A 26,394-nucleotide genomic window follows, 5' to 3' on the forward strand; every position below is an offset into this window, starting at 1 on the left:
TTAAATCAAATCTTTGTTGGGCTGATTCTTCACGGCAATAAAAGTGGCGCGTTTGGGCGCCGGATAGCCCTCAACCGTCAGACTGACATCGTTAGGATCCAGATAATCGACTAACGACTCATTAGGCATCCAATCTGTGCTGCGCTGTTCTGCCAATGAGGTGACATCAATATCGACGCAGCGGACATCGACAAAATCTGCCTTCTTGAGCCAGGCCTCTAGAGCCTTGGCCGACGGCAGGAACCAGACATTGTTCATCTTACCGTAACGCTCTCCTGGCACCAGCACCGTGTTTTCATCGCCATCGACGACCAATGTCTCGAGTACCAGTTCGCCGCCGGTCCTGAGTTGGTCCCTCAGTTGCAGCAGGTGATCGATAGGCGAGCGTCTGTGATAGAGCACGCCCATGGAGAATACTGTGTCGAAGGCATCCAGCGGCGGCAGTTGCTCTATGCCAAGGGGTAATAGATGCACTGGGTGTTCGTTACCCGCCAGGCGTTTTACCGCCTCAAATTGACACAGAAATAGCGGTGAAGGGTCGATACCGACGACACGTTTTGCGCCGTCACCCAGCATACGCCACATGTGATAACCGCTGCCGCAACCAACATCGAGCACGGTACGATTCTTCAGTGGTGAGATGTGGGGCTGAACCCGCTCCCATTTCCAGTCTGAACGCCATTCGGTGTCGATATGAATACCATGAAGATCGAAGGGCCCCTTGCGCCATGGGCAGAAGAGTTTCAGCAGGTTTTTGAGTTTTTCTTGCTGGCCCTTGGTGAGCTGCTCACCGCTGCCCACCTCTACCTTAGTGGTGAAATCGATTCTGTCTGGTGCAGGGTAATGGAGTTTATTGAGTACCTTTTCCCATTTGGGCAGATTGCCGTGCTTATGTTCACGTTGCCATTGGCCGAGGATCGCCGGGAGTTCTTCTAACCAATGTTGAAGATTGGAGTCGGCGATTTGCTGATAAAAGGAGCTGAAGCTGATCACTTGATGGCCACCATAGATGCGAAATTAAAACATTGGAACCAGACACTAAAATGACTAAAACCTTGAGCCTCAAGGCGTTGCTGATGCTGGGGCAGGGTGTCTGGTTTCATGACATGTTCCAGCGAGCTGCGCTTCTGGCTGATCTCAAGCTCGCTGTAGCCGTTGGCACGTTTAAAGTCGAGATGTAACTCGTCCAGCAGATGCTGCACCGGCTCATCTTCGAAGACGAGCTTCTCTGACAGGACGAGAATGCCGCCGGGTTTGAGTCCCTGATAGATCTTGGCGATCAGTGTTTGTCTGTCTTCGGGCGCCAGGAACTGCATGGTGAAGTTGAGGATGACCATGGAGGCGTCCTGGATCTCTATGTCGCGAATATCGGCGCAGATAAGATCGACGGGGGTCTCGCTCACATAGGCACTGAGGTTCTGTTTGCAGCGCTCTACCATCGACTCGCTATTATCGACGGCGATGATCTCGCAGCCCCTGCCTTCGATACGGCGACGCACGCTCAACGTGGCGGCGCCAAGCGAACAGCCTAAATCGTATATCTTGCTATTGGGGGTGACACATTTATCGGCGAAATCGCCTAGGGTGTTGATGATCTGTCCATATCCAGGGACAGAGCGACGTATCATATCGCTAAAGACACCTGCGACTCTATCGTCGAATTGAAAGTCACTGATATGTTCACAGGCTTGGGCGTAAATTGTATCTTGATTCGAGTTCATCAGAGTTTTTTGAGTAAATTCAATATTCCATTCTAGCTAATGATAACAGTTCGCAGCAAGTCTAGTACTGGTAATTAGGCATAAAATTCTGTCTAATATCCTAATAACAACATATATTTTACAGCGCGGTGACTTTGTGATTTAAGCTAAGGCGCCAAGGTTATTTTTGTAGCCGGCTTGTAATATGAAGCTGCCTTTAAAACGCCTTTTTAATATGGTGAATATGCTGGCCAGGTTATAGGTGAATGTTTTGAATCGTTTTTAGGTTTAGACAGCCCAATAGTAATGGTTAAAACATCAAGGCGTGTTAGGTTAGCGCTAATAAAATGATAATAGAGACCGGGATAGATCTTTGACACCACTACATCTTTTGGCATCGGCTTTTTTAGCTAAGGTTCGCGGCGCACTGGCGCGCATGACCTTCGTCCCCTTAGCCATAGTGCTCCCCCTACTTTCCAGTTGGCATCTGGCTGCCGACGAGCGTCAGGCTCCACTGGTGCTGGTGATGGGGGAGGACAGTTATCCTTATCAGTTTGTCGATGAGAACGGTGACGCTAAAGGCGTATTGGTGGATCTTTGGCGCGAATGGTCGTCGCAGACTCAGGTGCCTGTGGTCTTCGTCGCCCGTCACTGGCAGGACTCGCTTAAACAGCTCGCCCAGGGAGATGCCGACATCCATATCGGCCTTGGCATCACCAAGGAGCGGGATAGGGATTTCGATTTTGCCGCGCCCATCGCCTATGTCAGCACCTATCTTTATGTGCGTAACACACTTAAAGGCAAGAAAAGTTTTACCGATCTCCAGCCCTATCGTATCGGCGTCGTGGCGGGCTCGTCACACGAATCGATACTCAATCATCAGGTGAATGGGCTGAGCTACCGTTACTATAATAGCCGCGCCGAACTGCTTCGCGCCGTGGTGGCCGGTGAGGTAGATGTTTTTGCCGGCATGGAAGGCTACCTAAAGGATAACGCCGTTAGCCGCGCCGTCCTGGAAGAGTTCCCATTGGATAATCGTCTGCTGATCAAGAAGACGGCGCTGGTGCCTGCGGTCAGTAAGGGACGACTCGACCTTATCACAGAGATTAACCGCGGCTTCGATAGCCTGAGTCAAACCAGCCGCGCCGAAATCGACAAGCGCTGGCTCGGCTTTAGCCGTGATGCCAACACCTTAGTGATAGCCACCACCACAGGTATTCAACCCTTTGTCGATACCGGGGGCGATGGTGAGCCACACGGTCTCTATATTGATATCTGGAAGCTCTGGTCTAAGAAGACGGGGATAGAGGTGGAGTTCCGCCCGGCTGCTATGGAAGATGGCCTGGATGAGCTCAGGTTTCACCGCGCCGATATCCATGTGGGTTACCCCGAAAGCGACACCATGAAGTCCAACCTGACCAGAGCCTGGCGCACCTATCAGGTGAAGAGCCGTCTCTTCAGTTATGGCAAAGCCATCAATAGCTTAGATGAGTTAAAGGGAAAACGCGTCGGCGCCGTGCCCACCGCGCCTTATCTGGATAAACTCAAGCAGGCGCTGCCGAACTCGGAGCTTAAGCTCTATACCGATGTGACGCAGATGATTCAGGCCGCCCAGCAGGGTCATATTGCCGCCTTCGTGGCGTCTTCCGCCTGGACCCAACACTATTTGCTGAGAGCAGAATCCTGGTCCGACTTTCACCAATTCCGTGCTCTCGCCTTTACGACAGATATCTATGCCCTGACTCGCAACGAGGATAAGGGACTGGCTCAGCGTATTGCGGCGGGCTTTCGCCTGATCAGCAATGCAGAGCTGGCCAGTATAGAGAATAAATGGATATTGGACAGAGACGATAGGAGCGTGCAGTCGCTGCTTAATCCGCTCTCTATTACAGAATCCCAGCGGCGCTATTTAGACGGCCTGGGCACACTTAAGGTGGGTTATCTTGCTGCTTGGGCGCCCATGGAGTTTCAGGGGCCATCTGGCGAGTTTATGGGGATCAACAGTGAGATCAGCCTCTGGGTCGCCGATCAGCTTGGCCTGACGATCGAAGGCGTGCCGTTCGAGCGCTGGAGCAGCCTGCTCGATGCGCTTAAACAGGGCGAGATAGATATCGTTGGCAGTGTCGCCCATACCCCAGAGCGGGAGCGGGAAATGGTCTTTACCAGCCCCTATTGGCCATCGCCCTGGGGGCTGGTGACCAACCTAAGTCAGGTGACTGTATTTAACCTGAGTCAGATGAGTGGAAAGCGCCTGGCAATCGTCGAGGGCTACCATCTGATTGCTAACCTGATGAATAAGGCGCTGGGCATCGAACTGGTGATCGTGCCCAACAGCCGCGCGGGTGTGGATGCAGTGGCACAGGGTAAGGCCGATGCCTTCATCGAGAAGGTGATCAACATGGCCATGGTGCTCAAGGAGTCAGATTATAAGGCACTTAAGATGTCTGTGTTGGCGGATTTCTCCCAGCAGCAGAGCCATTTTGCGCTAAATCCCAAGTACAAGGAATTGGTCCCACTGTGGGATCAGGCCATCGCTCAGCTGACTCCTGAGCGTCAAGAGGAAATTTATCAGCACTGGGTGAAGGAGGAAGTCAGCAACTGGAGGGCCTGGGTGAACTATCAGAGTGCCTTCTATCTTTTGGCGCTACTCAGCTTTGTGGTGTTTGTCTATCTTATCTTGCGCTCCCAGCGTAGCCGTCTCGCGGCTGCCAAGGAGCTAGCCCATGAGCTGACCCGGGCTGGGCAGTTCGATACGCTTACCGGCCTGCCTAATCGTAGCCTGCTTGATGACAGGCTGCAGCAGTCGGTACTGCTGCACAGGCGTGAGATGCAGCCCTTTGCAGTGCTCTTCATCAGCTTCGATAATATGCGCCAAATCAATCAGACCTTTGGTCATCAGGTGGGCGACAGGGTGCTGGCCGAGGGGGCGCAGCGACTCAAGTCGGCGGTGCGTAAGTCTGATACCCTGGCACGCTTTGGTGGCAACGAATTTGTGATGGTGCTCAATCGCAGTAAAGATCTCGATACCGTGTGTCAGGTAGCCGATGGCATAGTGGGCGGCTTTAGTGCGCCCTTTGCCATCAACGGTCTGGATGTGGCACTATCGGTCAGCATAGGGGTGGCCATGTTCCCGAATGATGGCGACACTGTCGTTGAGTTACTCAAGACCGCCGACAAATTGATGTCGCGGGCAGTGAAACAGGGTGGGCGCTGTTACCAAAGTGCCTGAACTGTGACCCCAGTTCAGGATTTGATGGATATTTATCCAACCCAAAGGTTTACTTCATTTTAAGCGGATGAAGTTGTTTTGAAATCGGCAATATTTCACTATAATGCCGCTTTTGTCATGTATTGAATATCCTCAAGCACGGCCTTGACGGATGAAAGGAAAGTGTTAGATGCGCAGTCATTATTGTGGAGACGTTAATCGGTCTCATGTTGGGGAAGAAGTTACTCTCGTAGGTTGGGTAAACCGCAGTCGCGATCTCGGTGGCGTGGTTTTTCTGGATTTGCGCGACCGTGAAGGCGTGATTCAGGTAGTATATGATCCTGATCTGCCAGAGGTATTCGATGTCGCCAGCACACTGCGCAGCGAGTTCTGTGTTCAGGTCAAAGGCCTAGTACGCGCACGTCCTGACAGCCAGATCAACGATCAGATGCGCACAGGTGAGATTGAGGTGCTGGGCAAGGCGCTAACCATTCTTAACAGCGCACCGGCACTGCCGATCAACATGGACAAAAATCAACACAACACCGAAGAGCAGCGTCTTAAGTATCGCTACCTGGATCTGCGTCGCCCCGAGATGGCCGAGCGCATCATCTTCCGCTCTAAGGTGACTAGCGCCGTGCGTCGTTTCCTCGACGGTAACGGTTTTCTCGATATCGAGACGCCTATCCTGACCAAGGCGACGCCAGAAGGTGCACGTGACTATTTAGTGCCTAGCCGTACCTACAAGGGCCAGTTCTTCGCGCTGCCACAATCGCCACAGCTGTTTAAGCAGTTGCTGATGATGTCTGGCTTCGATCGTTACTACCAGATCGTGAAATGTTTCCGTGACGAAGACTTACGTGCCGACCGTCAGCCTGAATTTACCCAGATCGATATCGAAACCTCATTCATGACCTCAGCACAGGTGATGGACAAGACTGAAGAGATGGTACGCGGTCTGTTTAAAGAGCTGCTAAACGTCGACCTGGGCGAGTTCCCTAAGATGACCTTCGCCGAGGCGATGCGTCGTTATGGCTCAGACAAGCCGGACTTGCGTAACCCGCTGGAGCTGGTCGATGTAGCCGACCTGGTTAAAGATGTCGACTTCAAGGTGTTCCAGGAGCCAGCCAACGACAGTGAAGGCCGTGTTGCCGTGCTGTGTGTACCGGGCGGCGCTAGTCTGTCACGTAAGCAGCTCGATGAGTATGGCAAGTATGTCAACATCTATGGCGCCAAAGGCTTGGCATGGATGAAGGTCAACGAGCTGGAGAAAGGGCTGGAAGGCATTCAGTCACCAGTGCTTAAGTTCCTCAGCGAAGAGGTGGTTAAGGGAATCCTGGATCGTACCAATGCGGCCAACGGTGACCTTATCCTGTTTGGCGCCGATAAGGCGAATATCGTGGCAGAAGCCATGGGCGCCCTGCGTCTGAAGGTGGGTGAAGATTTCGACCTACTTCAAGGTGACTGGAAGCCACTATGGGTGGTTGACTTCCCAATGTTTGAGCGCACATCCGATGGCGGCCTGCATGCCATGCACCATCCGTTTACCGCGCCAAGTGGTATCACACCGGCCGAGCTGGAAGCAAACCCTACGGCGGCCATCTCTGACGCCTATGACATGGTGCTAAACGGTTGTGAACTGGGCGGTGGTTCGGTACGTATCTACGACGGTGAGATGCAGTCTGCCGTATTTAGAATTCTGGGGATCGATGACGAGGAAGCGCAAGAGAAGTTTGGCTTCCTACTTGAAGCCCTCAAGTACGGCACACCTCCACACGCAGGCCTGGCGTTCGGTCTCGATCGTATGGTGATGCTGATGACAGGTGCGAGTTCGATTCGTGACGTAATGGCATTCCCTAAGACCACCACGGCAGCCTGTCCGCTCACCAATGCACCAGGTTTCGCTAACCCTGTACAGCTCGAAGAGCTTGGGGTGAGCGTAGTGGAAGCGAAGAAAGAGCAGGAATAAATCAAGATTGAACCAATAAGCCGAGCATCTTGCTCGGCTTTTTCGAGGCAAGCTCGAATAAGGAGTCCCTATGGCCGGTCACAGTAAATGGGCCAACATCAAGCACCGCAAGGCGGCACAAGACGCTAAACGCGGTAAACTCTTCACCAAATTCATTCGCGAGCTTACGGTAGCGGCCAGAGAAGGCGGCTCGGATCCCGATTCGAACCCTAGACTCAGGGCGGCAATCGATAAGGCGCTGTCAAACAACATGACCCGTGACACAGTCGAACGCGCCATCAAGCGCGGTGCCGGCGAACTCGACGGCCAGGTGCTGGAAACCATCATGTATGAAGGCTATGGTCCGGGTGGAACCGCAGTGATGGTCGAAACCATGACTGATAACCGAAATCGCACCGTCTCTGGCGTGCGTAACGCCTTTAGTAAGTCGGGTGGCAACCTGGGTACAGATGGCTCTGTGGCCTATCTGTTCGAGAAGCGTGGCGTGATCTCTTACGCCGAAGGCAGCGATGAAGACACCATCATGGATGCGGCGCTCGACGCCGGCGCCGAAGATGTAGTGACCAATGATGATACCTCTATCGATGTCTACACCACGCCAGAAGCCTTTGGTGCCGTGAAAGATGCGCTGGACGCGGCAGGACTGGAGGCGGTCAACGCCGAGGTGACCATGGTGCCATCGACCAAGGCAGAGTTGGACGCTGCCACCGCGCCTAAATTCCTGCGCCTGATCGATAACCTTGAAGATCACGACGATGTGCAAGAGGTCTATCATAACGCCGAGATCTCTGACGAGATCTTAGCCAGCCTCGAATAAGCAGGCGATGCCAATAATCTTGGGGGTGGATCCCGGCTCGCGTATCACAGGTTATGGGGTGATCCAGTGTCAGGGCAGGCAGCAGATCTACCTGGGCAGTGGCTGTATTCGCACCCAATCGGATGATCTGCCCGCCCGTCTTAAGGTGATATTCGACGGGATCAGTGAGATCATCCGCCAATACCAGCCGGATGAATTTGCCATCGAGCGGGTGTTTCTGGCCAAGAATGCCGATTCGGCATTAAAGCTCGGCCAGGCACGCGGAGCCGCTATAGTGGCCGCCACCAATGCCGATCTGCCGGTGGCCGAGTATTCGGCGACCCAGATCAAGAATGCAGTGGTCGGCACGGGACGGGCGCAGAAGAGTCAGGTACAGCACATGGTGCAACAGATCCTGAAATTGCCCGCTGCCCCACAGGCCGATGCGGCCGATGCCTTGGGGGTTGCCCTGTGCCATTTCCACACATATCAGAGCCTGATCGCTATGGGCGGTAAGGCTAGCGCGAGAACTTACGGAAGATATAGATGATAGGTCGTTTACGGGGATTACTCGTCGAGAAGCAGGCGCCCGAGGTGCTGATCGAAACCGCTGGTGTCGGCTATGAGGTGCAGATGCCGCTCACCAGTTTTTATGAATTGCCGGAATTAAACCAAGAGGCGGTGATCTACACCCATTTCGTGGTGCGAGAAGATGCTCAGCTGCTTTATGGTTTCATGAGCAAGCAGGAAAGGGCGCTCTTTAGGCTGCTTATCAAGACCAATGGTGTCGGCCCCAAGCTGGCGCTCACCATACTCTCAGGCATGACGGCGGCCGAATTTGTTAAGTGCGTTGAACACGACGACATCGCCACTCTGGTGAAGCTGCCGGGTGTCGGCAAGAAAACCGCCGAGCGCTTGCTGGTTGAGATGCGTGACAAGCTCAAGAGCCTGATGGAAGCGTCCCACGGTAACGAGCGCGAGTTTGTGCTGCAGTCGAACTATACTCCTGTGCCTGTGGTCAACACCGCCGAAGAAGATGCCATCTCGGCGCTTTTGGCGTTAGGATATAAACCTGCACAAGCCAGTAAGGCGGTCTCCAGTGTCTTCGAAGAGGGCATGGATTCGGAAACCTTGATCAAGGCATCGCTGAAATCGATGCTCTAGCGCCCAGAGTGAGAAATAGATGATTGAAGCCGATAGGTTAGTTCACGCCCAGCCTCAGGGCACTGAGGAACGGGATGAGCAGATAGATAGGGCCATGCGGCCTAAGCTGCTGGATGAATATACGGGTCAGGACGATACCAGGGCCCAGCTTAAGGTGTTTATCGAGGCGGCGCAGAAACGGGGCGAAGCCTTAGATCACATGTTGATCTACGGGCCTCCAGGCCTGGGTAAGACGACGCTGGCCATGATCGTGGCCAACGAGATGGGTGTTAACATCAAGTCCACCTCAGGGCCTGTGCTGGAGAAGGCGGGTGATCTGGCTGCGCTGCTGACCAACCTCGAGGCAGGTGACGTACTCTTTATCGATGAGATCCACAGATTAAGCCCCGTGGTGGAGGAGATCCTCTACCCGGCGATGGAAGATTATCAGCTGGATATCATGATCGGCGAGGGGCCGGCGGCGCGCTCCATTAAGCTAGAGCTGCCTCCTTTCACCCTGATCGGCGCAACAACCCGCGCTGGTGCGCTAACCTCGCCGCTGCGTGCCCGTTTTGGCATCCCCCTGCGTCTCGAGTTTTATAATGTTAAAGATCTCAGCAGTATCGTGGCTCGTTCGGCTAAGGTGTTGGAGTTGCCCATAGATCAAGAGGGGGCCGTGGAAGTGGCCAGGCGCTCTCGTGGCACCCCGCGTATCGCCAACCGCCTGCTCAGACGGGTGCGAGACTACGCCGAGGTGAAGCATGACGGCGAGGTTAACAAGGTGGTCGCCGAGAGCGCCTTGGATATGCTGGATGTGGATGTCGAAGGCTTCGACTATATGGACCGCAAGTTGCTGCTGGCCATCATAGATAAATTTATGGGCGGCCCTGTGGGCCTGGACAACCTGGCAGCCGCCATCGGCGAGGAGCGCGAAACCATAGAAGATGTGCTCGAACCCTTCCTGATCCAGCAAGGCTTCATCCAGCGCACCCCAAGAGGACGTATTGCCACCGCCAGAGCCTATCAGCACTTCAACCTGATCCAGCCGGAATAATCGCTAGGCGAACGGCTATTATCTTCACATTATTGAGTTGAGCGTTAAAAAGCGTGGTCGAAAGACTGCGCTTTTTTGTTTTCACCTACTGGCTCTACATACGACTGTTTTGCTGTCTACCCAGTACCTCCCTGTCTGAACATTTAATCAAAGCTTTCAATCAACGCCTTCAATCAAAGCCTTCAATCTGAGACGCTAATATAACGTCTTCATGGGTGTGCCGTGAGCGTCATGATCTTGCTGCTGTCGTTCTGTCGTTGCTGTGGACGCACTCGAATTTCTATGCAATCAGGCCGACGATTCGAGTCAGTTGCTGTCTAGCTATTCCTGAATCCTATTTCAGAATTATTTCGTTTAAAATTTAAGCTAAAAGAGTTCCTGTTAAAGGATTAAATGATGCAAAGCGTTACACTTATATAATTTAATAAGTATAATTGTTAGTGATTTTGTTAATTCTCCACAAAGATTGAGTGTATTTAAATTGAGTCTTGATTTATATCCATTTTATTAATTCCGCACTTGGTTACTCGTTAAAATTAAATGCGTTAAGTCAGTAATTGATTTAATGCTGTGGCGTGGAAACTAGGTAGAGAGATAAATTGACTAACGCTGTTTTTCTGCACGTTTGTAAAATATTGTAACAAGCAAGTCTAATCATCGCTCAGCATCCTTATTCATTTAAGGCTCAGGTCGGCGGATTTGTTAATGGTGGCGTGTTTATGTGCCTGCTGGGTAAAAACGCCAGATTGAAACAAGTGTTTAGACCGTTCTTTTGTGTTGATGATCACACTTTTGTCTTTTGTGTGCGTTGTGATTGTGTTGCAACTCTTGCCGAGTAAAACACTGGCTCGGATCAAATTTTCTAGCTAATTAAACCAGGTGAATGCTTATTCACTCTCTCGGGTGAAATATTAAACTTGCGTTGTTACTTAAATAATACTTTGTATTAACGTTTATTTTTCATTGGTTAATAAATTGGTGGATTGACGCATTTGGGGTGAAAGGGGAGTATCGAATCGAGCGTTGAATAAATAAAAGAACGGCGCCGAATAAAAATTGAATTAGGGAGTAGACCTACATGATTAAAACAAGCAGATTAGCTGCGGCAGTTAAATTAAGTTTAATTGCGACAGTGTCGACCAGCGGATATTTTGTTGCCAACAATGCCGTTGCTGCCGAAGAAAGTGCCTCTTTTGAACGTATCGCGGTAACGGGTTCACGCATTCAACGTCAAGACATGGAAACGGCTTCACCTGTTACCGTTATCGACGCCAGTGCCATTCGCGCCGAGGGTTACAATTCGGTCGATGAGATCCTACAGGCGCAACCTGCCATGGCGGGTATGGCAGTAGGCTCTACCACTAACAATGGTGCCGACGGTGTCGCCCAGGTGGATCTACGTGGTATGGGGGCGAGCCGTACCTTGGTACTGTTAAATGGCCGCCGCATGGTGAACTCAGGTTCGGGTGCAGACAGTGCCGTGGATCTCAACACCATCCCAGTGGCGATGATCGCTCGTGTGGAGATCCTGAAAGATGGCGCCTCCGCGGTGTATGGTTCCGACGCCATTGCAGGTGTGGTTAACATCATCACTAAGAAAGATTTCGAAGGCTTCCAGCTAGACATCAATGGCGGCGCCACCGACAAGGGTGACGGTGAAAATGTCGAGATCAGTGCACTCTATGGTTTCAATACCGATGGTGGTAACTACACCTTTGGTGTGGCCTATTCGGACCGTGGCGGCGTGATGCAAAAAGATCGCGACTGGGTGGAGAAGGGCGCTAGTAGCTTTATCCCAACCGGCTCGCTAGGCGGTAAGGTGCAGGATGAGAATGGTAATTGGGTCGATCGCACCGAGGGTTATGACTATACCCAGGATAGCTGGCTGCAGACGCCAAATGAGCGTTACAGTTTCTTCGCCAATGCGACGCAAGAACTGGTTAACGACATCGTCTTTACTGGTGATCTCTTATACACCAAGCGCCAATCAGAGCAGATGATGGCGGCTCAGCCGGCCTCTGTGATGTTGGATGTGTGTACGCCAAGTTCAACAGGTAACTGCATCACGCTAACCGACGAGATGATTGCCGGCGGTATCGCCCCTGACGATCAAGGCCGTGTGGAATACCGCAGAAGAACCACAGATGCCGGTAACCGTATCTATGAGCAAGACACAGATACCCTACGCGTATCTGCCGGTCTAGCCGGTGAGTTTGATGTTCATACGGGTATCGCCTGGGATCTCTCTTACACCTATGGTAAGAACAAGGCGGAAACCTGGGTTCATAACTCTATCAATGCCAAGAACATGGAACAGTCTGTCTACGACAACCAGGATGCCTGGTTCAGCGGCGACCCACTGTCTCAAGCCATCATTGACGACATCAGCTACCTTGAGTCCACCACGGGCGGTAACGAGCAGCACATCGTCTCTGGTGTGATCAGCGGTGAAGCCTTCGACCTGGAAGCGGGCCCTGTCGCTTATGCGATCGGCGCCGAATACCGTCATGACAGCGGTTACTACAATCCCGACCCTGTGATCGTCGCCGGTGAAGGCACGGCGGCGCAGCAAGATCCTACCGATGGTAGCTACAGCGTGATCTCTGTGTATCAAGAGGTGAGCGTACCATTCACCGACAAGCTAACCGGTGATTTTGCGCTGCGTTTCGATGACTACTCTACCTTTGGTAACGCATCGACCTGGAAGATAGGTTTGACCTATGAGGCGACCGACGACCTTATGCTACGCGCCGTGGCGGCTACCGGTTTCCGTGCGCCAAACGTGAGCGAGCTGTATGGCGGTAACGTGGGTTCATACGACTACCTGGACGATCCTTGGGGTAACGAGCAGGACCCACAGATTTTGGTGAACTACACCTCAGATCCCGATCTGAAGGCGGAATCGTCTGAGTCTTACACTGCAGGTCTTGTCTACTCGCCAAGCTATATCGATGGCATGTCGCTGACCTTGGATTACTGGCGCTTTAAGATCACAGATGCCATCTCGCGTCTGGACGTTCAGGCGGGTCTAAATGCCTGTCACGCCGGAGATACCACTGCCTGTGAGACCTTCGGTATCACGCCAGACGGTAACCTGGAAAACTTAACCAACCCGCTGACCAACGTGGGCTATCAAGACACGAGTGGTGTCGACTTTAACCTGGCTTACCGTTTTGAGGGCCTTGGCTTAGATTGGAGCATCAGCAACGATCTGACCTACCTGCTTGAGTTTGAGCAGGATGGCATCGACTACACTGGCACCATCGGCGGCATGTTCGGTGGCTATGCTAAAGTGAAGAATAACTTTAGCGTGAAGGCTGGCCAGGGTGACTGGAGTGTGATGTACTCTAACCGTTATATCGGTGAGATGGACGACATCAACTATGGTGATGCGGTTGACTCTGTGCTGTACCACAACATCTCTGGTATGTACCACATCAACGACAGCATTACCGCTAGCCTGGGCGTGAAGAACTTCACCGATGAGAAGCCTGTGATGGTGGCCAGCGGCAACGAGGCGGGCACAGTGCCTGAGGTTTACGACACTATCGGTCGTCAGATCTACGGCGGTGTAACCGTTAAGTTCTAACGAGCAATTGGAATTAAAAAAGCGCCCTAGGGCGCTTTTTTTATGCAAGTTTAACGATTAGCCTAAACCCTGCTGGGCAGATCTCATCTGAATGAACTCTATCTTGTAGCCATCAGGGTCTTCAACGAAGGCGATCTCTGTGGTGCCGCCGGCGACGGGGCCTGGCTGGCGGGTCACCTTACCGCCCGCGGCTTCGATGGCTGCACAGCGGCTGTAGATATCCTCTTCGCCAATCGCCAGATGGCCAAAGCCGCTGCCGAGATCGTACTTGTCTGTGTCCCAGTTGTAGGTGAGCTCAACCACCGCGGCGCCAGTCGCCTCTTCGTCGAAGCCAACGAAAGCCAGGGTATAGCGGTACTCTGGGTTTTCAGACTTGCGCAGTAGCTTCATGCCCAAGATTTCGGTGTAAAAATGTATGCTACGATCGAGATCGCCGACTCTCAGCATGGTATGTAAAAGTTGTGCCATAAGGACCTCTTTTTAGGAAAATGCTAGGCCCAAGTATACCTTATTTATCCGCCTTTTAAATCTGTGCTATCGGTTTGCTTATCCCGTGAAAGGTAGGATAAAACAGGCGTAAATCGTCATGATCCTTGTCACAGAATGGGGTGATGTCACTGGTGTTAACCCGGGCGGCTGGGATAATTGAGCCTGGTTATTAGAGGAGCTGTCGATGCCAACCGAACTAAAAATGGCCCTAGGACTTACGGTCACCATAGCACTGTTTCTATCTGTGTTCTTTATGAGCATGTTTTAATTCGTCTGCCTGATTTGGCAGTAGAGTCGTACAAAAAAAGCCGCTTCTGCGGCTTTTTTATATTTGAGCTTAGGTATTTATCTCGCCTTGGTGCTGCTAGCGCTTACCAAGACCAGAAGGCTTATTCGTCCGGATAGACCTTCTCTTTATACTCACAGAGGTCTTCAATCAGGCAACTGCCACATCTTGGCTTGCGGGCGACACAGGTATAACGCCCGTGGAGAATAAACCAGTGGTGAACATCCACCTTAAACTCGGCAGGCACAACCTTTAGCATCTTCTGTTCCACCTGATCCACGTTCTTGCCCATGGCAAACTTGGTGCGATTGGCGACGCGAAAGATGTGGGTATCGACGGCGATGGTCGGCCAGCCGAAGGCGGTGTTTAACACCACGTTGGCCGTCTTACGACCCACTCCCGGCAAAGCCTCCAGAGCCTCTCTGTCTTCGGGCACCTCACCGCCATGTTTCTCCAGCAAGATCTCGCAGGCCTTGATGACGTTGATAGCCTTGTTGTTATACAGGCCTATGGTCTTGATATAGTCTTTGAGTCCCTCGACGCCCAGATCATAGATGGCTTGGGCGGTATTTGCGACGGGAAACAGCTTGTCGGTGGCTTTGTTGACGCTCACGTCCGTAGCCTGGGCCGACAGGGTGACGGCAACCAGCAGCTCGAAGGGGGAGGAGAAGTTAAGTTCCGTTTCTGGTTTAGGGTTGTTATCGCGAAAGATCTCCAGGATCTTACGACGCTTTTCGGTATTCATAACTTAACTCACCTTGGTAATGCGTGCGCGGGTCACTGCTGGGGCAGCCTCTGGGGCCGGTTTACGTGCCTCGAGCTGCTTGTCGATCATGTTCTTGATGGCAATGAGGAAGCCCATGGCGATAAAGGCGCCGGGTGGCAGCATCGCCAGCAGGAAGTTGGTATCCACCTGCCATAGGTGAATCGTTAATCCCTTGGCCCAGTCACCGAGCAGTAGGTCGGCGCCATCAAATAGCGTGCCTTGGCCGAGGATCTCACGACAAGCCCCGAGCAGCATAAGTACTAGGGTGAAGCCCAGTCCCATCATCAGGCCATCAAAGGCTGCTTTAACCACGTTGTTACGTGAGGCAAAGGCCTCGGCGCGCCCTATGATGACGCAGTTGGTGACGATAAGGGGCAAGAAGATCCCAAGTGATAGATATAGTCCGTAGGCGTAGGCGTTGATCAATAGCTGCACACAGGTCACCAGGGCGGCGATGATCATCACAAATACGGGAATGCGGATCTCCTTAGGCACAAACTCTCGCACCAGGGAGACCAGCACGTTGGAGCCGACCAGCACAACAAGCGTGGCTAACCCAAGGCCGATGGCGTTGGTCAGGGTAGCGGTGACTGCGAGCAGTGGACACAAGCCCAGGAGCTGGACTAGGCCCGGATTATTCTTCCACAATCCTTGCCAGGCGATATCACGATAGTTACTCATATTGCACCTCACAATTGGCAGGGCGGCTTAGCAGTGTCTGCTTGTTGGCATTAAAATAGCGCAGGGTGCGTTTAACCGCGCCGACGTAGGCTCTGGGGGTGATGGTCGCGCCGGTAAACTGATCGAATTGACCGCCATCTTTCTTTACCGCCCAACGCTTGTCTTGTTCACCTTGAATACTCTGACCCTTAAAGCTCAATACCCAGGGAGACTTACGAAGATCTATCTTATCGCCAAGGCCAGGCGTTTCGTTATGGTTGAGGGTACGCACGCCCAGAACCTCACCTTTGACATCGATGGCGACGACCAGTTTGATTTGGCCGTTATAGCCATCTGGCGCGACCGTTTCCATGGCGATGGCCACGGGCTCGCCGCCTTGGCTAGCGATGTAGGCGGGCAGGGGTTCATCGACTCCCAGTACGTCGGCGTCCTGGATCAGGATACAGTGCTCTATGAGTGCGTTGTCATGTATTTCATCAGGGATGATCTGATGCAAGGTTCTCATGAGTTCGAGATCTTGTTGCTGCTTGATCCGCTCGAAGGTTGACTGGTTAACCAGGGCCACCAAGGCGGTACACAGGAGGGCGAATAAACCCAGTAAGCTAGCATTTTTGACGATAGAACGTTTCACTTCATACTCCTGCCGTGGGCTTAGCGGCTTGCTCTGTGGCCGTAGGCTCGGGGTTTGACATAATAATCGATAAAGGGTGCGCACAGGTTAGCCAATAGTACGGCAAAGGCAAAGGCATCAGGATAGCCGCCGAAGCTGCGGATCAGATAGACCAGCAGGCCAATCAGCGCACCGAAGATCAGTCGCCCACGAGTACTGGTTGCGGCGGTAACCGGATCGGTGGCGATAAAGAAGGCCGCTAACATGGTGGCGCCGGAGAACAGATGCAGCAGCGGGCCCATGTGCGTGTCGGGGCTCAGCAGATAGCCGATACTGGCGCAGACAAACAGACTCGCTAAGATGGCGGTGCTGATCTGCCAGCGGATCAGTTTAAGCTTGAGCATCACCAGACCGCCAGCCAGGTAGGCCAGGTTGATCACCGCCCAGCCGATACCAAAGCCATCACTGAAGCTTGCCTTAGCGAGGATCTCATCCAAGGTTAAACCGGTAGACAGGCCAGTCTTGACCGCATCCAGTGGCGTGGCCATGGTTACGCCATCGATACCGGCGCGGTAGGCGAGGATCTGCTCGGCGTCGGCTCCCTGAAAGATGATACTCAGGCTTTGCAAGAATCCTAGGTCATTCAGCGCCGCGCCACTCGGCGCAACCCAGCTGGTCATCTGCACCGGGAAGGAGATAAGCAGCATCACATAGGCCGCCATGGCGGGGTTAAAGATGTTGTTGCCCAGGCCGCCATAGAGTTGTTTGACCACTAAGATGGCAAACACCACGCCGATGCCGGCTATCCACCAGGGCGCCATCGCAGGGATTGCAACGCCTATCAAGAGGCCTGTGAGGGCCGCGCTGTTGTCGCTGATGGTCTTACCGACCGGACGTGCGCGCAGCTTCAATACCGCCGCTTCTGTGGCTATCGCGATAGCGATGGCCAAGGCTATCTGGATCAGGGTTCCCCAGCCAAAGAAGTAGCACTGAGCCAGCACGCCGGGCAGGGCGCACAGCATGACCTTAAACATCAGGCCGCGAGTTTGTGCCTTGGTGGACAGGTGTGGCGATGAGGCCAACTTAAATGCCATGATTAATCCTTGTGCTCATTGTTTGGGTTCTCTGCCTGGGCTTTGGCCAGCTTCTTCGCCTTGGCCTTGGCAACCGCTGCGGCTATTTTTGCCTTCTTGATTGCTTCGGCATCCTCAACGGGTGCTTCTTGAATCGCTTGTTCGTCAGATGCGGCCTGTTCAGCTACTTCTTTGCCAGTCTTTTCCTGTTGGGCTTTTTTAGCCTTGGCCTTTTCGACTGCAGCAGCGATTTTTGCCTTCTTGATGGCCCCAGGATCGTCTGCAGGGACTGCTTGAACCGCTTGTTCGTCGGTCGCGACGGGTTCAGCTACTTGCTCTTCGCTGTTTGCTTGCTGAGCCTTCTTGGCTTTGGCCTTAGCAACCGCGGCGGCGATCTTAGCCTTCTTGATCGCTTCGGGGCTACTCGCCTCAGTTTCTGTGGCGTTAGGCGTTGACGCTTTTGTTGCTGTTTGCTCGCCCTCTGCATCTTCTTGTGGTGGAGCCTCGTGTGCCGATTCTGCCTGGGCCGCCTTCTTCGCCTTGGCGCGGGCAATGGCCGCGGCAACCTTCTCCTTCTGGCTTAAGGGCGCAGTTTCTTGGGCGTCTTGACCAAGGTTTTGAACTTCGTCCTGAGTGGCGCCTTGGCTGGCCTCAGATACTTCAGCCGAATTTTGTGCGGCCTTCTTTGCTTTGGCACGGGCGATGGCGGCGGCAACTTTATCTTTCTGACTCATCGCGGCCGCTTCGCCAGTATTTGCGGTCGTAGCTTGCTGGTGCGACTCAGTCGGTTCTGTTGAGGCTGGTGCTTCAGACTTGGCCTTTTGCGCCGCCTTCTTAGCCTTGGCGCGTGCTATTGCCGCGGCAACCTTATCTTGTGGTTTTGTTGCGCCCTTGCCGTCATCAATATTGGTGGTCGCTGGCACCTGATCTTGTTCTTGCGCGGCTTTCTTGGCCTTAATCCTTGCCATGGCAGCGGCGACGGCGTCTTTATCTGACCCTGTCATCTGTGCCTTGCGGCGTTCGGCAGCCTGCTTGGCTTTCTCTTCTCGCGCCTGTTTTTCCTGTTCTAGACGCAGGGTACGGGAGTCGAACCTTTGCTTGGCGAGCTCCGCCTGTTTCTTCTCCTCGGCCTCCTGGCGTAGCGCCGATTTGGCGACGCGATAGTATTCCACTAGAGGGATATCGCTTGGGCAGACATAGCTGCAGCAGCCACACTCGATGCAGTCACGCAGATTATAACTAGCAGCCTTGTCATATTCCTGAGCCTTGGCATGCCAAAACAGTTGCTGGGGCAGCAGTTGCGCCGGACAGGCCTGGGCACACTCGCCGCAGCGGATGCAGGGCTGCTCCGGACTCGGCGGTGCAACCTCTTGCTCGCTCGGAAGCAAGACACAGTTGGTGCCCTTGGTAATGGGCGCCGCGACATTCGGCAGCATGTAACCCATCATGGGACCGCCGATGATCACCGGCGAATTTTCATCGCCTTTAAACTGCGCGGCGGCGAGCAGATGCTCGACGGGGGTGCCGATAGGCACCCAGTAGTTACCGGGTTTAGCGATATTCTGGCCGGTCAGGGTCACCACGCGCTCAATAAGCGGCATGTTGCGGTAGACGGCCTGGGTAATGCTGTAGGCGGTGCCGACGTTCTGCACCAGAATTCCCAGGTTTGCCGGAATGGCGCCCGATGGCACCTCCTGTCCGGTTAAAATCTGGATCAGTTGCTTCTCGCCGCCCGACGGGTAGAGAGTTGGGATCTTACTCACTCGCGCGCAGTGACTCGGTAGCTGGCTGCGGTTGAGGGCATGGCTCATCTGCTCTATGGCCTGGGGCTTATTGTCTTCGATGGCGACAATGATGCGCTTGGGCCCGAGTAACTGGTGGATGATCGCTATGCCGCGGACGATTTCATCGCAGGCTTCCTGCATCAACTTGTCGTCAGAGGTGATATAGGGTTCACACTCGACGCCGTTGATGATCAACAGCTCGATATCGCTGACAGGTTTGAGCTTGATATGGGTCGGGAAGGCCGCACCGCCGAGACCCGCGATGCCAGCTGCCTGCACGCGGCTGATGATGGCATCATTGTCCATCTGTGCCACCTGTTCTGGACTGAGCGGCGCATGAACTGTGTCGATCCACTGCTCCTGATGATCGTTTTCAATCACACAGGTCAGCACGGGCAACGCTGAGGCGTGGTTGCTGGCGCGCGCTTCGATGGCGATCACCTTGCCCGATGCGGGGGCGTGCACCGGCAGATAGCGAAAACCTTCGCCGAGTGTGAGCGGCTGCCCCTTGGTCACTGTGTCGCCAGCCTTGACGGCCAAGGTACAGTTCTCACCGACACCCGGGACGGGAACCAGATAGTGATCCGCAAGGGGGAGTCTGGCTATCTCACTCTGGTTAGAAAGCGATTTATGCTCGGGTGGATGAATACCGCCGGGAATACGCCAGAGTGTGCCTTTATCTATCTGTTCTAACAAGGTTAACACTTAGATTCCTCGCTAATATTGACCACAGGTATGGCATTGAGCTGCCAGCTCCAGTTGTGTAATGTTTCGCCTACGGGGATCATGTCGATACAATCGACCGGGCAGGGCTCGACGCAGAGATCGCAGCCCGTGCAGTAATCTGTGATCACCGTGTGCATCTGTTTGCCTGTGCCTAGGATGGCGTCGACCGGACAGGCCTGAATGCATTTTGTACAGCCGATACACTCATCTTCACGAATAAAGGCGACCTTCTTTACTTGGGTCTCGGCAGAGGCGGTGAGCGGCTCGGGGTCGACACCCATCAGCTCGGCAAGTTTTTCCATGGTGGCGGTGCCGCCTGGTGGGCACTTGTTGATCTTCTCGCCGTTGGCGATCGCCTCGGCGTAGGGGCGACAGCCCGGATAGCCGCATTGACCGCATTGGGTTTGCGGCAGCAGGGCCTCGGCCTGATCGATAATGGGGTCACCTTCGACCTTGAACTTTTCGGCGGCGTAACCTAGCAGCGCGCCGAAGGCGAGGGCGAGTAATCCTAATAGGATGATGGCAATAATAACTTGGCTCATGCTTAATTAACCAAACCTGTGAATCCCATGAAGCCCAGCGACATCAGGCCTGCGGTGATCATCGCGATGGCGCCACCCTTGAAGGGGGCCGGCACATCTGCGGCGGCCAGACGCTCGCGCATGGCGGAGAAGAGGATGAGTACGATAGAGAAACCGACTGCGGCGCCGAAACCATAGATGGCCGACTCGATAAAGTCGTGCTTCTCGTTGACGTTGAGCAGCGCCACACCCAGTACGGCGCAGTTGGTGGTGATCAGCGGCAGGTAGATCCCCAGGGCCCTGTGTAGCGCGGCGCTGGTTTTCTGTACCAGCATCTCGGTAAATTGCACCACGACGGCGATAACCAAGATGAAGGCCATGGTGCGCAGATAGCTGAGATCGAAGGGGGTCAACAGATAGGTGTCGACCAGATAACTCAGGATAGAGGCAAGGGTGAGTACGAAGGTGGTGGCCATCGACATGCCGATAGCCGACTCCAACTTACTCGATACCCCCATAAAGGGGCAGAGGCCAAGAAATTTAACTAATACAAAGTTGTTGACCAGCACTGTGCCGACCAATAGGAGGAGATATTCGCTCATCTCAATGGGTTATCTATATCTAATTTACGGGCTATTATCGGCCTTTCGGCCGTGATAAACAACACAAAGAATGAAGGGATTATTTATCCCGCCGTCTGACTGCGCGCAGATTGTTCATCCTTTACGGTGAATGGTTTAGGCTTAGCGATGTAATAACCCTGAAGGCCATCCACCAAAAGTTGCTCCAGGGCAAACTTCTCTTCCTGACGCTCGATGCTAGATGCTATGACTCTAACCGACTGCTTACGGGCGACATCGACAATCATCTTAACGAAGAAACGATTGTTGGAATCTGTGTCGATCCCCTGTGAATAGCTGCCATCGAGTTTAATAAAGTCCGGCCTGACCTCCTTGAAGAACTTAAAAGAGGTAAAGCCCATGCCGAAGTGTTCGACAGACACCCGCGCGCCGACGCTATGCATGTCGCGCACAAATTTATGGGCCTGACGGATATTGGCCTGCATTCCTGCCTCATTAACCTCCAGCACCAGACGCGAGGCGAGCTGACGCTGTCGCACAAAGATATCTTTCAGCCAGGCGGTAAAGGCCGGTTGGTTGACCGAAGCAGTACTGATGTTAATGCCCAGGGCGCCGGTGAAGGTGGGGGTGTCGAGCAGCAGGCGAAGAGTGCTCAAGATGATGATCTTGTCCAGCTCAATGCTCAGGCCGTGGCGCTCGGCCATGGCGATAACCGTGCCAGTAGGGAGAAATTTGCCCTCACTACTGTAGAAGCGAGACAGCAGTTCACTATAGACGTTATCGGCGCCGCGGCAGGGTTGAATATCCTGGGCGTGAAACTTGATGGCGCGGCGCTTGATGATATCTTCGATGGCCAGTTTCCAGTGAGAATCCCCAACCAGCTCCTCATCGCTGAGCTTCTCCTGCACATGATAGCTGTTAGGTCCAAGGGTCTGGGCGATGCTGACGGCGGCGTCGGCAATATAGACCAAGGATAGGGCATCGCCACCCTGCTCATAGGGAACTAAGCCTATGTAGGCGACCGACTCGAGATCGCTGCCTTGCTGGTACTCATCAAATTGGGCCTTTAACTTTTCCAGTGGTTGCTGGGCATCCTTTAATACCAGATCCGGTATAAAGACGGCGAAATCGGCGCTGCTGATCCTAAACGCCTCAATGTTAGGCATGCCCTGTAGCGCCTTACGGATACAGGTGGCGACACCGGCTAGATAGTCATCGCCAGCGGCGCGTCCCTGGCTCTGGTTAACATGGCCCAGTTCCGTGGCCTTGATCATCGCCATCAGGCCGATGCGCGCCTTGCCTGGTTTTGCGAGGGCGTCGAGCTTCTCGGTAAACTTAGGTCGGGTGCCAAATAGAGTCACCGGGTCCTGGTAAGCCTCACGATTGAGCTGCTCGTTATGCTGCTGTAATTGGGCGAATTTATCATTCAGCGCGACACGACAGTGTTCGAGTGCCTTGCCTAAGGGTTTAAGCTCGCCGTGAAAACGAGAGTGGGCGATGGCATCAAATTTAAGTTCGGCGAAGCCGTCCAAGGCATCGACCGCATGACCTATGGTGCGTTTCTGTCTGGCCATTAAGAGGGTAAAGAGTATCGCCAGTGCCAGATAGCCGCCGACTATCCAGATTAGGAGCTGGATATAATGATTGAGGGCGTCATTTGCAATAGTGCGGCTCGATAGTTTGACCTGTAAGCGGCCTTGGGGCAGCGCTCGGGTGTTATCCCTTGGCTGATTAAAGAGCACGGTCGCGAGATCTGTGTCTGAGGTAATGAGTTGGCCATGGGTATAGTTGAGGCTGCCGTCCAACTGGTGCACATATTGGAAGAACTGTAACTCATACTTTTTATTGAGCAGATTAAAGAGTGCTTGGCCTTGGTCGGGCAGGGGCTGTTGCCAAACGGGATCGGCCTGATACTCCTTTAGCTGGATGTCGGCTATTGCGGCGACTTCTTGTCGCTGGTTGAGATATGCCAGCGCCGCCAAGGCAAGACAAGCCGTAATCAGCAATAGATGTATAGATTTTCCCACGCCCATAAAAAGTAACCTAAGATGATCGACTGCCCATTCTAGCTAAATTTGAAACAGATAGTCTAACGCTTTATGGTTGATGACTTTTTTTAGGATAACGCGGAAGAGGAAACTTAAAGAAGGTGGCTCCCCAGACTGGACTTGAACCAGTGACATACGGATTAACAGTCCGCCGTTCTACCGACTGAACTACTGGGGAATCGAAAGAGATAATATAGTGAAGTGGCTCCCCAGACTGGACTTGAACCAGTGACATACGGATTAACAGTCCGCCGTTCTACCGACTGAACTACAGGGGAGTAGATACTTCTCTATTATATAAGTGGCTCCCCAGACTGGACTTGAACCAGTGACATACGGATTAACAGTCCGCCGTTCTACCGACTGAACTACTGGGGAATTGATACTTATATCGTTAACAATATTTGGCTCCCCAGACTGGACTCGAACCAGTGACATACGGATTAACAGTCCGCCGTTCTACCGACTGAACTACAGGGGAACATCTAATATTGCTAACTCATCTTCTAAGATTTGACGCTTTGGCTCCCCAGACTGGACTTGAACCAGTGACATACGGATTAACAGTCCGCCGTTCTACCGACTGAACTACTGGGGAATCGTGTAAGCGACTCGTCGTTGAAGACGGAGCGCATATTAAATCGCTCTTACACATGAGTCAACTCGACTTGGCAAAAAAAGTGTAATTATGCTGTTAAGTGCTCATCTAATGCACATAGTGATCGCTAAGTGTGCATTTTGATGCTTTAACGGCCATATCTGGCTGAAATCTATCGGCTATTGAGGTTTTGCACTCAGTCAATATGACAGCCAAACCTGCTTTGCTATAAGACTGGGTTTTCAAATGTAGTAAAATTTCATCTCGGAAGATAAAAAAGCCTCAATGTATAAAAGGGGTTAAAGCCGCGATTATCCTGAGGTTGAGAGAGTTATCCACTAAATCTGTGGATAAGCCTGTGGGTGAGGCATAAAATCACCGGCCAAACGCAGTGAGCTTGCGGGTTGTACTTAAAATGACAAGAATTAGCGCATCTTAATATTGGCACCAATTATCAACGACTTATAAAAATCAAGCCCCTTTGAGCAATAATCTGTATGACGTTACAGATATGTAATGTGTTTTTGTACCTAACTTGTGTATTAAATTGGCTACAGGCGTGCGTTTTAGCCTGTTTTTTGAACATAGAGTGGGATTTACCCTCTTGTACAAAACTTACATGACAAAGTGATGACATTTATGGGGCGGTTAGGTGAATTTCCTCGATGAAGAAAATGACTGCTCTCAATTGGCTAATAGCTGTGGGTACTTTAAGATAGGTGCACAGCTATAAAGGAGTGCACCATTGAGTGAATCAGCGTTCGATCTCGTCTCACAATATGCGCCGGCTGGCGATCAGCCGGGCGCGATCAAGCAGCTTGTCGACGGCCTGGATGCCGGGCTCGCAAGCCAGACATTGCTTGGGGTAACGGGATCCGGTAAGACATTTACCATTGCCAACGTTATCAAACAGATGCAGCGCCCAACCATCATCATGGCGCCCAATAAGACCCTGGCGGCACAGCTTTATGGCGAGATGAAGGAGTTCTTTCCTCATAATGCCGTGGAGTATTTCGTCTCCTATTACGATTATTACCAGCCCGAAGCCTATGTGCCCTCGACCAACACCTTCATCGAGAAGGACGCCTCTGTCAATGCGCATATCGAGCAGATGCGCCTGTCGGCCACCAAGGCGCTGCTGGAGCGCCGGGACGTGGTGTTGATCGCCTCTGTGTCGGCCATCTATGGTCTTGGCGACCCCGAGTCCTATATGAAGATGTTGCTGCACCTTCGGCAGGGCGATTTCATGGGGCAAAGGGAGATCTTACAGCGCCTGAGTGAGCTGCAGTATACCCGTAACGATATCGAACTCGATCGCGGTACCTTCAGGGTGCGCGGTGAGGTGATCGATATCTTTCCCGCCGAATCTGACAAGCAGGCGATTCGCGTCGAGCTGTTTGACGATGAGATTGACCGACTCAGCCTGTTCGATCCCTTAACCGGTCATATTCTGCAGCGTATCGCCCGTACTACCGTCTATCCTAAGACTCACTATGTGACGCCCAGGGAGAAGATTCTGGCGGCCACCGAGGAGATCAAGGAGGAACTGAGGGAGCGCAAGCAGTATCTGCTGGACAATAATAAGCTGATCGAGGCCCAGCGGATCTCGGAGCGGGTGCAATATGATATCGAGATGATGACCGAGCTGGGCTACTGCTCGGGCATCGAGAATTATTCGCGCTATCTCTCTGGCAGACGTCCGGGGGAGGGGCCGCCGACCCTGCTGGACTATCTACCCGCCGATGGCCTGTTGATCCTCGATGAGTCCCATGTGACTGTACCCCAGATAGGTGCCATGTATAAGGGGGACCGTTCTCGCAAGATGAACCTTGTTGAGTATGGTTTCCGCCTGCCTTCGGCGCTGGATAATCGTCCGCTCAAGTTTGAAGAGTTCGAATCCTTGATGCCTCAAACCATCTTCGTATCGGCGACACCGGCCCAGTATGAGCTGGACAAGAGTGACGGCGAGATTGCCGAGCAGGTGGTGCGCCCAACAGGCCTGTTGGATCCTGAGATCGAGGTGCGCCCAGTGGCGATACAGGTAGACGACCTGCTGTCCGAGGCGAACAAGTGCGTAGCCGTGAACGAGCGGGTGTTGGTGACCACGCTTACTAAGCGGATGGCAGAGGATCTCACCGAGTATCTGGACGAGCATGGGGTGAAGGTACGTTATCTGCACTCTGACATCGACACGGTCGAGCGGGTAGAAATCATCCGCGATCTGCGCCTCGGGGTGTTCGACGTGCTGGTCGGCATTAACCTGCTCAGGGAGGGGCTGGATATGCCAGAGGTCTCTCTGGTGTGCATCTTGGACGCGGACAAGGAGGGCTTCCTGCGCTCCGAACGCTCACTGATTCAGACCATAGGCCGCGCCGCCCGTAACGTGAATGGCAAGGTGATCCTCTACGCCGATACCGTAACTAAATCCATGGCTAAGGCCATTGGCGAGACTGAGCGACGCCGAGAGAAGCAGCACCAGTTCAACCTGGCCAATGGCATTACGCCAAAAGGGGTCTCGAAGAAGATCGCCGATGTGATGGATCTGGGTGAGCATAACGAGCATACCGCCAAGGTATTGCCCAAATACCAGAAGGTGGCCGAGTCCAGAACTACCTATGCCAAGCAAGATGCATCCAGCCTCAGCCATCAGATCGATGAACTCGAGAAACGTATGCATCAACATGCCAGAGACCTGGAGTTTGAACAGGCCGCCGCACTGCGTGATGAGGTGCTTGCCTTGCGAGAGGCGCTGATCAAGGCCTAGTGCTAACG

At 53.2% G+C, this 26,394-nt stretch carries 19 protein-coding genes and 5 tRNA genes; 8 read left to right on the forward strand and 16 right to left on the reverse strand.

Annotated elements, in window-relative coordinates:
- Positions 1-993, reverse strand: coding sequence for a tRNA 5-methoxyuridine(34)/uridine 5-oxyacetic acid(34) synthase CmoB (gene cmoB, locus L2731_RS04770; RefSeq protein WP_249252083.1), 993 nt, complete (start codon positions 991-993; stop codon positions 1-3).
- The gene (cmoA, locus tag L2731_RS04775; RefSeq protein ID WP_239850627.1) at positions 990-1,721 is read right to left on the reverse strand and encodes a carboxy-S-adenosyl-L-methionine synthase CmoA; all 732 of its coding nucleotides are present in this window, start codon (positions 1,719-1,721) and stop codon (positions 990-992) included. The genes cmoB and cmoA overlap by 4 nt, the downstream gene beginning before the upstream one ends.
- A gap of 352 nt (positions 1,722-2,073) precedes the next feature.
- Between cmoA and L2731_RS04780 the strand changes: the two genes are divergently transcribed.
- From L2731_RS04780 to L2731_RS04810, 7 genes are all read left to right on the forward strand, one after another.
- A complete protein-coding gene (locus tag L2731_RS04780) occupies positions 2,074-4,929 on the forward strand; it encodes a transporter substrate-binding domain-containing protein (RefSeq protein ID WP_249252084.1) in 2,856 nt (951 codons plus the stop codon).
- 169 nt (positions 4,930-5,098) lie between these two features.
- Positions 5,099-6,877: an aspartate--tRNA ligase gene (gene aspS / locus L2731_RS04785; RefSeq protein ID WP_239850625.1), complete on the forward strand. Its 1,779-nt coding sequence runs from the start codon at positions 5,099-5,101 to the stop codon at positions 6,875-6,877.
- 70 nt (positions 6,878-6,947) lie between these two features.
- Positions 6,948-7,694, forward strand: a complete 747-nt coding sequence (locus L2731_RS04790; protein ID WP_041511163.1) for a YebC/PmpR family DNA-binding transcriptional regulator — start codon at positions 6,948-6,950, stop codon at positions 7,692-7,694.
- Between the two features lie 7 nt (positions 7,695-7,701).
- Complete coding sequence (gene ruvC, locus L2731_RS04795; protein WP_249252085.1) at positions 7,702-8,223, forward strand: crossover junction endodeoxyribonuclease RuvC; 522 nt, start codon at positions 7,702-7,704, stop codon at positions 8,221-8,223.
- A complete protein-coding gene (gene ruvA / locus L2731_RS04800) occupies positions 8,220-8,837 on the forward strand; it encodes a Holliday junction branch migration protein RuvA (RefSeq protein ID WP_239850621.1) in 618 nt (205 codons plus the stop codon). Before ruvC ends, ruvA begins: the two co-directional genes overlap by 4 nt.
- 19 nt (positions 8,838-8,856) lie before the next feature.
- The gene (gene ruvB, locus L2731_RS04805) at positions 8,857-9,870 is read left to right on the forward strand and encodes a Holliday junction branch migration DNA helicase RuvB (RefSeq protein WP_239850619.1); all 1,014 of its coding nucleotides are present in this window, start codon (positions 8,857-8,859) and stop codon (positions 9,868-9,870) included.
- Between the two features lie 1,078 nt (positions 9,871-10,948).
- Entirely contained in the window at positions 10,949-13,459 is a 2,511-nt protein-coding gene (locus tag L2731_RS04810) for a TonB-dependent receptor plug domain-containing protein (protein WP_249252086.1), read from the forward strand.
- A gap of 57 nt (positions 13,460-13,516) precedes the next feature.
- Here L2731_RS04810 and gloA read toward each other — a convergent pair whose 3' ends face one another.
- The 14 genes from gloA to L2731_RS04880 all read right to left on the reverse strand — a co-directional run bounded on the left by gloA (position 13,517) and on the right by L2731_RS04880 (position 23,622).
- Positions 13,517-13,927: a lactoylglutathione lyase gene (gloA, locus tag L2731_RS04815; protein ID WP_249252087.1), complete on the reverse strand. Its 411-nt coding sequence runs from the start codon at positions 13,925-13,927 to the stop codon at positions 13,517-13,519.
- Between the two features lie 410 nt (positions 13,928-14,337).
- The gene (gene nth, locus L2731_RS04820; protein ID WP_249252088.1) at positions 14,338-14,979 is read right to left on the reverse strand and encodes an endonuclease III; all 642 of its coding nucleotides are present in this window, start codon (positions 14,977-14,979) and stop codon (positions 14,338-14,340) included.
- Positions 14,980-14,982: 3 nt separating this feature from the next.
- On the reverse strand, positions 14,983-15,681 hold the full coding sequence (locus L2731_RS04825; protein WP_041511172.1) for an electron transport complex subunit E: 699 nt from the start codon (positions 15,679-15,681) through the stop codon (positions 14,983-14,985).
- A complete protein-coding gene (gene rsxG, locus L2731_RS04830; RefSeq protein WP_239850615.1) occupies positions 15,674-16,312 on the reverse strand; it encodes an electron transport complex subunit RsxG in 639 nt (212 codons plus the stop codon). Before rsxG ends, L2731_RS04825 begins: the two co-directional genes overlap by 8 nt.
- 20 nt (positions 16,313-16,332) lie before the next feature.
- Positions 16,333-17,385, reverse strand: a complete 1,053-nt coding sequence (gene rsxD / locus L2731_RS04835) for an electron transport complex subunit RsxD (protein WP_239850614.1) — start codon at positions 17,383-17,385, stop codon at positions 16,333-16,335.
- 2 nt (positions 17,386-17,387) lie between these two features.
- A complete protein-coding gene (gene rsxC, locus L2731_RS04840; RefSeq protein ID WP_249252089.1) occupies positions 17,388-19,853 on the reverse strand; it encodes an electron transport complex subunit RsxC in 2,466 nt (821 codons plus the stop codon).
- Entirely contained in the window at positions 19,847-20,416 is a 570-nt protein-coding gene (gene rsxB / locus L2731_RS04845; RefSeq protein WP_041511175.1) for an electron transport complex subunit RsxB, read from the reverse strand. The genes rsxC and rsxB overlap by 7 nt, the downstream gene beginning before the upstream one ends.
- A gap of 2 nt (positions 20,417-20,418) precedes the next feature.
- Positions 20,419-20,997: an electron transport complex subunit RsxA gene (gene rsxA / locus L2731_RS04850; protein ID WP_239850610.1), complete on the reverse strand. Its 579-nt coding sequence runs from the start codon at positions 20,995-20,997 to the stop codon at positions 20,419-20,421.
- An 83-nt stretch (positions 20,998-21,080) separates the two neighbouring features.
- Complete coding sequence (locus tag L2731_RS04855; protein WP_415837049.1) at positions 21,081-23,009, reverse strand: EAL domain-containing protein; 1,929 nt, start codon at positions 23,007-23,009, stop codon at positions 21,081-21,083.
- Between the two features lie 117 nt (positions 23,010-23,126).
- A tRNA-Asn gene (locus L2731_RS04860) sits at positions 23,127-23,202 on the reverse strand.
- A gap of 24 nt (positions 23,203-23,226) precedes the next feature.
- A tRNA-Asn gene (locus tag L2731_RS04865) sits at positions 23,227-23,302 on the reverse strand.
- Between the two features lie 24 nt (positions 23,303-23,326).
- Positions 23,327-23,402 (reverse strand) — tRNA-Asn (locus L2731_RS04870).
- 27 nt (positions 23,403-23,429) lie between these two features.
- Positions 23,430-23,505, reverse strand: a tRNA-Asn gene (locus L2731_RS04875).
- Positions 23,506-23,546: 41 nt separating this feature from the next.
- Positions 23,547-23,622 (reverse strand) — tRNA-Asn (locus L2731_RS04880).
- A gap of 745 nt (positions 23,623-24,367) precedes the next feature.
- Between L2731_RS04880 and uvrB the strand changes: the two genes are divergently transcribed.
- Complete coding sequence (uvrB, locus tag L2731_RS04885) at positions 24,368-26,386, forward strand: excinuclease ABC subunit UvrB (protein ID WP_249252092.1); 2,019 nt, start codon at positions 24,368-24,370, stop codon at positions 26,384-26,386.
- The last annotated feature ends 8 nt before the right edge of the window (positions 26,387-26,394 follow it).

This window comes from Shewanella aquimarina (genome assembly GCF_023349185.1).
Lineage (GTDB): Bacteria > Pseudomonadota > Gammaproteobacteria > Enterobacterales > Shewanellaceae > Shewanella > Shewanella aquimarina.